The 12,263-nt window shown below is 74.3% G+C and carries 10 protein-coding genes; 5 read left to right on the top strand and 5 right to left on the bottom strand.

Annotation, left to right across the window (positions count from 1 at the left end):
* Positions 1-421: 421 nt before the first annotated feature.
* Both ABZ128_RS25360 and ABZ128_RS25355 read right to left on the bottom strand, forming a co-directional pair.
* Complete coding sequence (locus ABZ128_RS25360) at positions 422-1,114, bottom strand: beta-glucanase (protein ID WP_356851107.1); 693 nt, start codon at positions 1,112-1,114, stop codon at positions 422-424.
* A 135-nt stretch (positions 1,115-1,249) separates the two neighbouring features.
* Positions 1,250-1,645 carry a DUF5997 family protein gene (locus tag ABZ128_RS25355; protein WP_356851106.1) on the bottom strand — a complete coding sequence of 132 codons (396 nt, stop codon included), beginning with the start codon at positions 1,643-1,645 and terminating at the stop codon, positions 1,250-1,252.
* A gap of 57 nt (positions 1,646-1,702) precedes the next feature.
* Here ABZ128_RS25355 and ABZ128_RS25350 point away from each other — a divergent pair, with 57 nt between their 5' ends.
* A complete protein-coding gene (locus ABZ128_RS25350) occupies positions 1,703-2,539 on the top strand; it encodes a LysR substrate-binding domain-containing protein (RefSeq protein ID WP_356851105.1) in 837 nt (278 codons plus the stop codon).
* Between the two features lie 91 nt (positions 2,540-2,630).
* Here ABZ128_RS25350 and ABZ128_RS25345 read toward each other — a convergent pair whose 3' ends face one another.
* From ABZ128_RS25345 to ABZ128_RS25335, 3 genes are all read right to left on the bottom strand, one after another.
* Complete coding sequence (locus ABZ128_RS25345) at positions 2,631-3,374, bottom strand: protein phosphatase 2C domain-containing protein (RefSeq protein ID WP_356851104.1); 744 nt, start codon at positions 3,372-3,374, stop codon at positions 2,631-2,633.
* Between the two features lie 85 nt (positions 3,375-3,459).
* Entirely contained in the window at positions 3,460-4,593 is a 1,134-nt protein-coding gene (locus tag ABZ128_RS25340; protein WP_356851103.1) for a site-2 protease family protein, read from the bottom strand.
* A 64-nt stretch (positions 4,594-4,657) separates the two neighbouring features.
* A complete protein-coding gene (locus tag ABZ128_RS25335) occupies positions 4,658-5,014 on the bottom strand; it encodes a hypothetical protein (protein ID WP_356851102.1) in 357 nt (118 codons plus the stop codon).
* 312 nt (positions 5,015-5,326) lie between these two features.
* Between ABZ128_RS25335 and ABZ128_RS25330 the strand changes: the two genes are divergently transcribed.
* From ABZ128_RS25330 to ABZ128_RS25315, 4 genes are all read left to right on the top strand, one after another.
* A complete protein-coding gene (locus ABZ128_RS25330; RefSeq protein WP_356851101.1) occupies positions 5,327-7,447 on the top strand; it encodes a hypothetical protein in 2,121 nt (706 codons plus the stop codon).
* A 70-nt stretch (positions 7,448-7,517) separates the two neighbouring features.
* A complete protein-coding gene (locus tag ABZ128_RS25325; protein ID WP_356851100.1) occupies positions 7,518-9,161 on the top strand; it encodes a hypothetical protein in 1,644 nt (547 codons plus the stop codon).
* A gap of 51 nt (positions 9,162-9,212) precedes the next feature.
* Positions 9,213-9,827, top strand: coding sequence for an NIPSNAP family protein (locus ABZ128_RS25320; RefSeq protein ID WP_356851099.1), 615 nt, complete (start codon positions 9,213-9,215; stop codon positions 9,825-9,827).
* Between the two features lie 576 nt (positions 9,828-10,403).
* Complete coding sequence (locus tag ABZ128_RS25315; RefSeq protein ID WP_356851112.1) at positions 10,404-12,194, top strand: enoyl-CoA hydratase-related protein; 1,791 nt, start codon at positions 10,404-10,406, stop codon at positions 12,192-12,194.
* The last annotated feature ends 69 nt before the right edge of the window (positions 12,195-12,263 follow it).

Below are 12,263 nucleotides of genomic sequence, written 5' to 3'. Positions count from 1 at the left end.
CCCCGCGCCCGGCGCCCCCCCCACACCCCCCCCCGCGCCCTTGGGCTCCGCCCCCCCCCCCCCCCCGGGGGGGGGGGCGCGGCGCGGGCCCCCCCCCCCCCCCCCCCCCACGCCCGCCGCACCCGGGCCCTGCTCGCGGCCGAACCCGACCTGGCCGACCGGATGGCCGCGGGCCGGCTGGCCGTCGTCGCCGCCCGCTACGAGCTGCGGGACCAGCGGGTGCGTACGCTCCGGTGACCCGGTCGGCATGAGGCGTGGGTGAGGGTGGTGACCAGCAGTTCGTCGGCCCCGGTGGCCTCCTGCAGACGCTGCAGACGCTGCAGAGGGCCGGCCACCGTCCGCGCGGGGCCGACGAACTGCGTCTCCACACCGATCTCGTACGCGTACACGACGGCGTCAGGGCGAGGGGATTGACGCCGTCTCAGCGGTACACGCTCAGCTCCGACACCTGGTACGAGAGCTCGGAGACGTCCGGGTCGGGGGCCGGGTGGTAGCGGCCCGCGCACACGGACAGGTTGACGATGAGGTACGCCCGCCAGCGCCGGCCGACCCCCCTGCGGTCCGCGAAGACGCGGGTGCCGTTCACCCACCAGACCACCGAGTTCGCACCGAACTTGACCTTGAGGTCGACCCAGGCGCCCGGCTGTACGGCGGAGGCGTCCCGGAAGTAGTGCGAACCGCCCCGCACGTGGTTGGAGAGTTCGAGCAGGTCCGGGTTGTCCGGGTGGTACTCGAAGACGTCGACCTCCTGGCCGCCGTCCCGCCAGGTCCAGATCGCGGGCCAGGCCCCCATGCCCTCGGGGAGCCGGACCCGGGCTTCCAGGACGTCCTCGGCGCGGAGCATGAAGCCCTCTTCGCTGCCTTCCGTGGTCAGCAGCCCGGCGTCCCAGTTGCCGTCCGGCCGCCGGGTCGCCCGGAACGTGCCGGTGCGGCTGTACGAGGGGTCGTCGACGAGGTGATCGAGTTTGTTGTCGCCCGGATTGACCGGGCCGCCGTCGGGATACGCCCAGGAGCGGCCGGCGACCCAGCGGGCCGTGGAGTCGAAGTCGGCTGAGAAGACGAGTGCGCCGCGGACCGCGCGGCGCGTGAACAGGGCGAGGAATTGCGAGATCACGCCGCAGCTCTGCCCGTCCGGAAGAGCTCCTATTCCGACGATCTTCGCCTTCTTCTCCGGCTTTGCCGGTTTATCGGCGTGTCGCCCCGTCCTGTCGCCTCTGCGCCGTCCGGTGCCACCGGCCGTGCGCCGGTCCTACCGGCTCTGCCGCTCCGCGCGCTCGGCCTGCTTCTCCTTGATGCGCACGGCTTCCTTGCGGACCTCGGCCTGCGTGGCGCGCTCCTTCTGCAGCCACTCCGGGTTCTCCTGCTTGAGCGCCTCGATCTGCTCCGTGGTGAGCGCCTCGGTGACACCGCCCCGGGCGAGGCCGGCGATGGAGACGCCGAGCTTGGCGGCGACCACCGGACGCGGGTGCGGGCCGTTGCGTCGCAGTTCCTGGAGCCACGCGGGCGGGTCGGCCTGCAGCGCGTTCAGCTCGGTGCGGGAGACGGCACCCTCCCGGAACTCTGCGGGGGTGGCCTCTAGGTACACACCCAGCTTCTTCGCCGCGGTGGCGGGCTTCATGGTCTGGGTGGTCTTGTGCGACGTCATGGGTCAAGGGTATCGAGCATGTGCGCTACTCCTGACCACGGCCGGTAACCTGGCCGGGTGACAGGCTCGGAAGCATCCCCCGCATCTCCTCCCACCCCTCCGGCTCCTTCGTTCCGGCTCGCGTACGTCCCGGGCGTGACGCCCGGAAAGTGGGTGCGGGTATGGAACGAGCGCCTGCCGGACACCCCGCTGGCCCTCCTCCAGGTCTCCGCCGGAGAGGCACCCGGCGTCCTGCGGGACAACGGCGCCGACGCGGGCCTCGTCCGGCTGCCGATGGACCGTACGGGCCTGAGTGCCATCCCCCTCTACACCGAGACGACGGTCGTCGTGGTCCCGAAGGACCACCTCGTCGCTGCGGTCGAGGAGATCACCACGGAGGACCTGGCCGAGGAGATCGTGCTGCACCCCCTCGACGACACCCTCGCGTGGGAACAGCTGCCCGGGCTGCCCGCGATCGAGCGCCCCGCGACCACGGCGGACGCCATCGAGCTGGTGGCGGCCGGAGTGGGCGTCCTCGTCGTCCCCCAGTCCCTCGCCCGCCTGCACCACCGCAGGGACCTCACGTACCGGCCGGTCACCGACGCCCCCGCATCCCGGGTCGCGCTGTCCTGGCGCGAGGACGAAACCACCGACCTGGTGGAGGAGTTCATCGGGATCGTCCGCGGCCGGACCGTCAACAGCACCCGCGGCCGCGGGCAGACCCCGCCGCAGCCGAAGCAGCGCAAGCGCACGGAGCCCGCGGGCAAGCCGGCCGGCAAGAACCCGCGCGGCGGTGCCGGGGGAGCGAAGGGCGGACAGGGCGCCAAGGGCGGTCCCAAGGCCGGCAAGGGCGGCGCCAAGGGCGGCCAGGGCGGCAGGAGCGGCAAGGCCGGCAAACCGCGCCGCCGTCCCTAGCCGGGCGGGCGGGGCGCCCCTGCCCGGGCGGTACGCCCGGCTGCCGGCCGCGAGGCGGCGCACGGGCGGGCCGGTCACGGCGCCCGCTGCGTCACTCCGCGCTGATCCGTACGAGGGCGAGGGTGATGTTGTCCGGCCCGCCGGCCTCGATGGCGGCCCTCCACAGCTCGAAGGCGGCCTTCCCGTCGTCGTGCACCCGCAGCAGCTCGTCCAGCTCCTCGTCCGGCACCGTGTCGGTCAGCCCGTCCGTGCACACCACGTAGCGGTCTCCCGCCGCGAGCGGCCGCGTCACGACGTGCGGGGTGATCCCGGCGGGCTGCCGGGCCCCGCCGAGCGCCTGCGTCAGCAGCGAGGTGGTGCGCTGTCCGGGCTCCAGGGGCGGATTGTCGTCCACGCTGACCCGGCGGAGCCCCTCCCGGCTGGCGTCGAGCACCCTGCTGTCGCCCACGTTGAAGGCGATCAGCGACTCGGGGAGTACGACGGTGCCCGCGACGGTGGTCCCCATGGTCGCCAGCTCCGGATCGCTGCCCGCCGCGGCGAACACCGCGTGGTTGCAGACGGTCAGCGCCTCCTGGACGGCCCCCTCACTGTCCAAGGACGGCCCCAGCGCCGCCAGTTGGCGTACGACCAGGGCGCTGGCCACCTCCCCGGCCGGCTGTCCGCCGATACCGTCGGCGACCGCGACCACGAGCGGCACACCGAGCGGGAAGACGAACGTCTGCGGATTCTGGGTCACCGTGGCGCACAGCGTCCACGGCCCGATCACGAGGCTGTCCTCGTTCTGCTCGCGCAGGAGCCCGGGATGGCTCAAGGCGCTCACGGCCACGTACGGCATCGCACAGACCCGCCTCTCCGCAGGGAACCGGCAGGCGTCCCACAGCCCACCCCCATTGTCCCGCCACCGGGGCCAGGCCGCTGGCTCAGCCGGGGCTGCGGCCGCCGCCGAGGGTGTGCCGCCGCATCATCCGGGAGATGTCCTTCCCGGTGACGATCCCCACCAGCAGGCCCCCGTCCACCACCAGGAAGGGCAGCCCGGCCCCCGGGCGCAGCCGGTCCAGGGCCTCGGCGAGCAGCTCCTGTGGTTCCGCCACGGCGCACCGCGCCAGCGGGGTCGCCACGTCCCGGACCCGCAGCGTTCCGCGCTGGTCCTCCGGGACGGCCGCCAACCTGCGCAGCTGCACGATCCCGCTGGGCCGCCCCTCGAAGTCGAGCAGCGGCACCAGGGAGTGCCGCGACTCCACGGCCACCTCGTCGATGAAGCGCCGCACGCTCAGCCAGTCGGCGCCCGAGACCACGGGAGCGGTCATCGCGTCGGCGACCCGCACCCCCTCCAGCGCGGTGCGCAGGACGGCGTTCTGCCGTTCCGCACCGGCGACGACCGCGATGAAGAGGCCGACGAACACGAGCCACAGCCCGCCCGAGGTCCCGCGCAGGAAGGTGACCCAGCCGAAGCCGGCCAGCAGGACGCCCACGACCTGCCCGCTGCGGGAGGCCGCCCGGTCCGCCCGCTCGCGGTCGCCCGTCCGCCACCACAGCAGCGCCTGCAGCACCCGGCCCCCGTCGAGCGGGGCGGCGGGCAGCAGGTTGAAGACGCCGAGGAAGAGGTTCGTCCAGCCGAGCCACACCAGCACCGCGGCGGGCACCGCCCAGCCGGACAGGGCGTGCAGCGCGATCCCGGCTCCGAGCGCGGCCCCGCCGGTCACCAGGCTGGTGAGGGGCCCGCTGACCGCCACCGCGAAGGCCGCCGAGGCGTTCTGCGGCCGGCCCATCCGGGTCATGCCGCCCAGGGCCCACAGGGTCACGTCCTGGACGGAGATCTTCTTCCTGAGGGCGGTCGCGGCGTGGGCGGCCTCGTGCAGCAGCAGGCTCCCCATGAGCAGGACGGCGCCCACGGCGCTGGCGAGGGTGTAGACCGTGTCCGACTGGCCCGGGGTCCAGACCGGCAGGGTCCGGCGGCCGAGACCGTACGCGAAGAAGACCACCAGCAGCGGCACGCTCCAGTGCATCCGCAGCGGCACCCCGACCACACGTCCGATGCGGATCGACCCGTTCATCGACGTCACCTCCGCCCCCGGCAGCCGGCACCACCCCCAGTGTCGCCCCGGGAGCCCGCGCCGGTCAGCCCTCGGACGCGGCCGGGGTGCTCAGCGCCTCGTCGAGCTCCCACGCGTGCCGCTTGAACTCGCGTACGAAGTCCTCGTGGTCCTCCCACTGCCGGGCGATGCCCCTCAGCACGTCCCAGTGGTGCTCCACCGACTGGTCGACGACCCGGCGCAGCGAAGGCTCCGCGGTGGCCCGCTGGGCGATGAGCCCCTTGACCGCCGAGGCCTCCAGCACCGCGTTGCGCAGGGCGCGCAGCGCACGGGAGGTGTCGTCCATCGCGAAGCCGCGCTCGCTGCCGGTGCCCTCGTCGAACAGCGGGGTGAGCCGCGCCTCGATGAAGGCGGTGATCCGCTCGAAGTGCTGCACGTCCATCGGGGGCTCCATCTCGTCCGTTGCGGGCCGTCCGGCTGCGCGCCGGGGCGGATGCAGAATAGCCGCTCAAGATCGGCGAGCAGGCTCCGAGGCGGGTGCGCACCCACCTCCCCGGCAGGCCGCGCCGGTGCATCTGACGCGGCGTCGGAAGTGAAGGGCAGAAGATCCTGGGATCCCCGTCGCTCCCGGTCCTCCCGGTGTTACCTTCCGTGTCGTCGGCGCGTGCGTCGCAGCCGGGTTGGGGGGCGGGGAATGGTGAGCGCAACGGGGGAGACCAGTCGGGCGCAGGGGACCGACGCTTTTCTTCGGCACATGATCTGGCGGTATCCGGACCAGCTCCAGCCCGTGGTGGCGCTGCTCGGTCCGCGGCAGTCGGGCAAGACGAGCATGCTGCGCTCCCTGTCCCAGGGGTGCGGGGCCACGGTGGTGCACGCCCATCTCGATTTCCACGAGACCCCGCTGGACCCGGTGTCCGCGGCCGCCCTCGTGGCCTTCCAGATGATGCGCGGCTGGGACACCCTGCGCCGGAGTCCAGTCTTCCACCGTTTCGCGCTCGGGCTGCTCGCCCTGAACGAGAACCTGGAGCCGGACCGCGCCCGCGCCACGGACCAGATCAGGGGACTCATCCAGGAGTACACGCGCGGCACGCGCCGCGGCAGGCTCGCCAGCCGGCTGGAGGAGGCCGTGGACGCCACGATGGACGTCGTGGCGACCGGCGCGCTCAGCCCGCTGGTGTCGGGGCAGGCCCGGGAGGTGGTCGCGGCCGTACGCGACGGCGCCCGCCCGGTGATCGGCTCGCTGCTGCAGAGCACCGCCCGGTGGGGTCTGCGCGATGCGCTGCGCTGGCACGTCGGCATACCGGAGGCGGAGGCCGCCGGATCCGTGGACGCCCTGATCCGGCTGAGCTCCGCCTCCCGGTCGGCGGCCGTCGGGCCGCTGCTGGCGGCCTTCCTCGCCGACGCCAAGGACCAGGCGGAACGCCATCCCGCGCTGCGCTCCTCCTGCTCGTGCGAGGTGCCGGCGGGGCGCGGCGACCGCGGCCGCCACGACCACGCCTGGGTCCTCCTCGTGGACGGCGCCCAGACACCTGCCGGGCGGCGCTTCCTCTCCGCCCTGGTCGCCGCGCGCATCCGCAACGGCCAGAACGAGCCGGGCGCCGCCGCCGATCCGCTCGTCGTGGTGGCCGCGTGCGACCAGTGGCAGCCGGAGTGGACCACCCGCTGGTGCGAGCCGTGGCGCACCACCCCGCTCGCGGACACCGCGCAGCGCCGCGTCCCCCTCTTCTCGCGCGCCACCCGGATGCGCTGGACCCGGGAGGAGGAGCGGGCCGGCGGGCCCGATCCGGCCGCGGCGGCCCACTACTGGTACCCGGTGTGGCTCGACCCGATGTCCGAGGAGCACGTCGCGTACGTCACCGACGACGCCGCGGCGCTGGTCCCGGCCCTGCCGGCGTCGGTGACCCACGCCCTCACCGGCGGCCACTGGGGCGCCGCCATCGCCCTCCAGGACCAGCGGGAGAGCACCCCGCCGGACGCGGACGCCGCCGTACGCGAAAGACCCCTGTCCGCCGCCTTCGGCCCGGACGGCAGACCGCTGTGGTCGCACGCCCTGGAGACCTGCCTCCCCGAGGGTCTGGCCGCCCCCGGCACGGGCCGGGGCACCCCGCCGCCGGTCGTCCTCGCGGCGGCGTACCTGGCGGACGTGCGCACCGCCGACGATCCGCGGGTCCCGGTGGAATTGGCGGACCTGCCCCGCAGTTTGGAGCTGTTGCGCCGCAACCTGTGGGTCAGCACCTTCTTCCACCGGCCCTCGCGGATCCGGGAGGTCGGCTGGGGCGAGGCCGACGGGCCGCCCGTCCTGCACCCCTGGCTGAGCCGCTGCCTGCTCACCGCGCTCTCCTCGGCCGCCCCGGCCGGCGCGCCCGCTCCCGGTCCCGACGGCGCGCCCGACGCGCCGCCCGCCCCCGAGCCCTGGGACCAGGTGTTCAGCGGCCAGGCGCGGGCCCTCGGCTCGCTCGCCGGCACCCTCGGCGGCCCGGCCGTGGCCAGGGAGGAGCAGCAGCTCTTCTACGACCTGGCCCTCGGCCGGTTCGCCACCGTGGCCGAAGCGCTGGCGGCCCGCTTCGACCGGGACCACCGCGCCTGGGTCCGCCTCCTCGACTACCTGGCGTCGGCGCCGTGCCGCCTGGTCCAGGAGCACTCCGCGCAGGAGGCGTACGCCCTGCTGCTGACCGGGATCGAGGAGAGCGGCCGGGACGTGGTCTCGGTGGCCACGGCCAAGCTCCTGGCCCTGCTGTGGCTCTACAACGATCCGCTCACCGAGCACAGCCGGCGCTGGGACGCACAGATCGAGGAGGGCTTCGAACGCCTCTCCCACAACTCCCGGCTGCTGGACGTCAGCGCCCTCCAGCAGGCGGGCGCGCTCTTCGCCTGACCTCGTCGGTGACCGTGCCGGGCCGCGCCGCCGGCGTGCCGGGCGTACCGCTGTACCACTAGGAGTGTTCATGTCCGCAGGTGTCCGCAACCCCCGGTTCGGCCGGCTGCGCCGCCATCCGGTGCTGTCGATGATCGCCGTCCTCGCCGTCCTGACCGGTGCCGTGCTGGGAGGGATACGGGCCTACCCGGTGCTGTTCCCGCCCGCCCTGTCCTGCGGGGCCGGGATGACGGCCGCCGGCTCCCCGTCCGCGTGCGTCGGGGTGAACCTCGACAGCACCGCCTTCACGAAGGGCGAGCCCGCCCGCATGCGCGCCCTGGAGGAGGCGGTGCGCAAGTCCAACGAGGCGGTGCGGGGGCCCTCCACGAGCGTGGTGATGATGCTCAACTTCTCGCCGGTCGCCGACGTGGACTCCCTGACCTACGACTCGCTCTACCCCAACATCGAGGGAGCCGTCACCGCCGTGTGGCGCGCCAACAACACGGCGGCGTACGGCAGCACCCCCGGGGTCAAGCTGTACCTCGCCAACATGGGCAGCCAGTACGGCTCCTGGCGGGAGGCGGTGAACCGGGTGAAGAAGCACGCGGCCTCCGAGCACGTCTCGGCGGTCTTCGGCCTCGGCCAGAGCACCGAGCAGACCCGGCAGGCCGCCGCCGCGATCTCCGCCGAACTGCACATCCCCGTGATCGGGTCCACGGTCACGGGCAACTCGATGAACCTGGACCCCGCCGATCCGGCCGGCAAGCGCCCGATCCCCGACATGTTCCGGGTCTCACCCACCAACTCGGACTCCGTGATCGCGGCCAACCAGTACGTGACCGGGCTGCGTCCCGCCGTCTCCTCGGTCGCCGTGGTGGCCGACAGCGTCGCCGGGGACGACTACACGGCCACGCTGGCGGCGGAGGCCAAGACCCGCTTCCAGGCCCCGGGCCGGACCGTGACCGTGCTGCCGTACACCTCGCCGCGCAGCCTGCCCAGCGGCGCGGGCCGGCAGGACTACCTGATCCAGCAGTTCAACCTGATGCACGCCAACCTCTGCCAGGCGGCGCCCTCCGTGGTCTACTTCGCCGGACGCGGCCGCGACCTCGGGGCGTTCATCCAGAACTGGGTGCAGGGCGCCCCGTGCGGCATCCCGCAACTGCGCATCCTGGTCGGGGACGACGCCTCGGAGGCCATCCGTGACGCGGAGGTGCTGGCCGGGGTGGCCTCCGGTCGCGTCACGGTCGCGTACACCGCACTGGCCAGCCCCGACGAATGGGGCACCGAATGCCCCGGATCCGACGCCAAGCGCAACTACGACCAGTTCTGGTCGGCGTTCACCGGGCGGCCCGACCCGTGCACCAAGCTGCCCCTGGTCGGCCAGGGGAACGTGGCACCCCTGTCCTTCGACCCGGCCGATCTGGCGAGCGGGCAGGCGATGCTCACGCACGACGCCGCCGTCGCCGCGATCAGCGCCGCCCGGCACGACGAGGCCGGTCTGAAGAACCCGGGCCTGGAGACGGGCATCCTGCACCAGTTCTACTGCGCGCAGATGCTCCCCGGTGCCAGCGGCTGGCTCTCCTTCGGCGCCGACGGCAACCCGGTCGGCAAGCCCGCCCCGATCGTCCAGCTCAACCCGGACGGAACGACGAGCACGGTCACCCTGACCTGGCCCAACTCGGCACCCAACCTGAGCCTGCCGCAGCGCGGGGGCACGGGTGCGCCCGGCTGCTGAGGCCGGTCCGCTGACAGGAGGTGTCAGGGGAGGAGGGCTAGCCTGCCGCACATGATCGTCGAACTGCGGCAGTACACCCTCCGTCCCGGCGCCCGGGACACGCTCGTCGAGCTCTTCGAGCGGGAGTTCGTGACCGGGCAGGAGGCGGTGGGCATCACGCTGGGCGGCCGGTTCCGGGACATGGACGACCCGGACCGCTTCGTCTGGCTGCGGGGCTTCCCCGACATGGAGCGGCGGGCCCGCGCTCTGCACGCCTTCTACTCCGGGCCCGTCTGGCAGGAGCACCGAGACCGGGCCAACGCCACCATGCTCGACTCGGACGACGTGCTCCTGCTGAGGGGCCCCGGCTTCACCGCCCCGGCGGGAGCCGGGCCGGTGACGGTCACGCTCTGCCACCCGCGGGACCCGGCCTCCTTCGCCGGGCACTTCGAGCACCGCCTCCGGCCTGCCCTGGTGGCAGCCGGGGCTCCGCCCACGGCGGTCCACCGCACCGAGCACGCGGAGAACGATTTCCCCGCGCTGCCCGTGCGCACCGGAGAGGACGTCCTGCTCTGGTTCACCCGCGGCGAGGCCCCACCGCCCCTCCCTGACCTCTCGGCCCATCTGGCCTCGCCCCCGCGCCACCTGCGGCTCCGGCCGGTCGGCGGGACCCCGGCGGGCGGGTGAGCGCGGATGGCCCGGGAGCCGGGGCGCGCCACCCGCTCCAGCTCGTCGGCCGGCACCGCCGGGTCCCGCGGCCCGATGTGCGGGGCCGCCAGGGACCGTACGGGGAAACGATTCCGCGGGGTCGTCTCGTCGGCCTCCGCGATGACGAACGCCAGTCGACCCGGCCGACCCCCACCTCCGGCGGGGTGGCGACGGCCGGGATCCGGAACAGGCGCCGGGGGACGCCTCCGCAGCCGGCATCGGCTCCCGCACGGACCTGAGGCGCCGGCCCGGACACCAGGGCGGCCAGGCGCAGGAGTTGCCGCCGGATCCGTGGAGCAGGACGAAGGCCGGTCTCCCCGGCCGCGGCGCCGTCGCCACTGCCGGGCCGGAGTGCGCGAGAGGCCGGCGACGTTGGCCGCGCCGGGCCGCCCGTACGGCCCCTGCCCCGTCCACCAGGTGGCCGCCGAAGACGCCACGTCCGGGTGACACCCCCGTAGGCCTCGCCGTCCGGCGGCCGGCCGTGGCCGACGATCGCCACCGGCCCGGCCCGCTCCGGCCGCCGAAGGACGAGAGCCCGGACGCATGGGAGACCACGTGCACATCCTGCTCGCCGCCAGCGCGTTCAACAGCCTCACCCAGCGTGTCCACGCTGAGCTGAGGGAGCACGGCCACAGCGTGGCCGTGGAACTCGCCCTGCCCGGGTTCTCCTTCACGGAGGCCGTCGAGCGCCACCAGCCCGATCTCGTCCTCGCCCCGATACTCACCACGGCCATCCCCCGGGAGGTCTGGTCCACCCACACCTGCCTGATCGTCCACCCCGGACCCGTCGGTGACCGGGGCCCGTCCTCACTCGACTGGGCCATCAGCGAGAACGCCACCCGGTGGGGCGTCACCGTCCTCCAGGCGGACGCCGAGATGGACGCGGGCGATGTCTGGGCCTACGCCGAATGCCCTCTGCCCCCGGTCGGCAAGAGCGACGCCTACCGCGGCGAGATCGCCGACGCGGCCCTCACCGCCGTACTGGCAGCCGTGGAACGCTTCGCCTCCGGCACCCACGTCCCCCAGCCCCAGGTCCCCGGCCCCGCCCGGCCCTACCTGCGCCAGGAGCTGCGCCGGATCGACTGGAACCAGGACCCCACCGAACGCGTCGTGCGCACCCTGCGCGCCGCCGACTCCCGCCCCGGGGTGCTGGACGAGCTGCTCGGTGCCGAGTGGTACCTGCACGGCGGGCATCCCGAGGACTCGCTGCGCGGGCGCCCCGGGGAGCTCCTGGCCACCCGGGCGGGCGCCGTCTGCCGGGCCACGGTCGACGGGGCCGTGTGGATCCCCGAGCTGCGGGCCCGCCGCGCCCCCGGCGAAGCGGCCGCCGTGAAACTCCCGGCCGTCCTCGCCCTCGGCGAGCGGCTGCGGTCCCTGCCGCCGCTGCCGGAGCTGCCCGCCCCGCTGGACGCCGACACCGGCGCCGGCCCGGCCGGGCGCACCTGGTCGGACATCGGCTACCGGGAACAGGGCGGCGTCGGCTTCCTGTCGTTCTCCTTCCCCGGCGGCGCGATGAGCACCACGCACTGCCGCCGCCTGCTCACCGCCTACCGCGAGGCCTGCTCCCGCCCGACCTCCGTACTGGTCCTCGGCGGCGGCCGCGACTTCTTCTCCAACGGCATCCACCTCGGCGTCATCGAGGCCGCCGCCGACCCCGCCGCGGAGTCCTGGGCCAACATCAACGCCATGGACGACCTCGTCGAGGCCGTGCTGACCACCACCGACCGGCTGGTCGTCGCCGCGCTCGGCGGCAACGCCGCCGCAGGCGGGGCCATGCTCGCGCTCGCCGCGGACGAGGTCTGGTGCCGGTCCGGAGCGGTGCTCAACCCGCACTACCGGCTGATGGGGCTGTACGGCTCGGAGTACTGGACGTACACCCTGCCCCGCCGCACCGGGACCGCCTTCGCCCACCGCCTGATGTCCGAGGCCATGCCGGTCTGCGCCGCCGCCGCCCGACGGCTCGGGCTGGCCGACCGTACGATCACCTGCGCCCCGCAGGACTTCGCCGGGGAGACCGCCCGCCTCGCCGCCCGGCTGGCGAACGCCTCCGCCACGCGATACCGCATCGCCGGCAAGAAGACCCAGCGGGACGTGGACGAGTCCGTCAAGCCGCTGGCCGCCTACCGGGAGGCCGAGCTCGCCCGGATGCGGGAGACCTTCTTCGACCCCGCGGCCCCCTACCACGCGCTGCGCCGCGCCTTCGTCCGCAAGGAACCGCCCGAGTGCACCCCGCCGCACCTGGCGCGGACCGTGCCTGGCCGGCGCACCGTACCGCTCCCCTTCCGCCGCGCCCAGGTCACTGGACCGGCCGTACAAGACAGGGCGCCGGGCCCGGCCGACTGCTAGCAAGAAGGGTGGGGCCACCGCGCGGAACCCCGTCCGCCACCCCGCACCTCCCCGTTCATCCTCCCCGCG

It is taken from the genome of Streptomyces sp. NPDC006326, assembly GCF_040612915.1.
Lineage (GTDB): Bacteria > Actinomycetota > Actinomycetes > Streptomycetales > Streptomycetaceae > Streptomyces.
The sequence above is the reverse complement of the archived record's forward strand: the minus strand, read 5'-3'. Positions and strand labels throughout refer to the sequence as shown.

Coding starts and splice junctions, on each gene's coding strand:
- ABZ128_RS25330 (WP_356851101.1), top strand. CDS start 5,327: ATGATCTGGCGGTATCCGGACCAGCTCCAGCCCGTGGTGGCGCTGCTC.
- ABZ128_RS25325 (WP_356851100.1), top strand. CDS start 7,518: ATGTCCGCAGGTGTCCGCAACCCCCGGTTCGGCCGGCTGCGCCGCCAT.
- ABZ128_RS25335 (WP_356851102.1), bottom strand. CDS start 5,014: ATGGACGTGCAGCACTTCGAGCGGATCACCGCCTTCATCGAGGCGCGG.
- ABZ128_RS25320 (WP_356851099.1), top strand. CDS start 9,213: ATGATCGTCGAACTGCGGCAGTACACCCTCCGTCCCGGCGCCCGGGAC.
- ABZ128_RS25345 (WP_356851104.1), bottom strand. CDS start 3,374: ATGCCGTACGTGGCCGTGAGCGCCTTGAGCCATCCCGGGCTCCTGCGC.
- ABZ128_RS25340 (WP_356851103.1), bottom strand. CDS start 4,593: ATGAACGGGTCGATCCGCATCGGACGTGTGGTCGGGGTGCCGCTGCGG.
- ABZ128_RS25355 (WP_356851106.1), bottom strand. CDS start 1,645: ATGACGTCGCACAAGACCACCCAGACCATGAAGCCCGCCACCGCGGCG.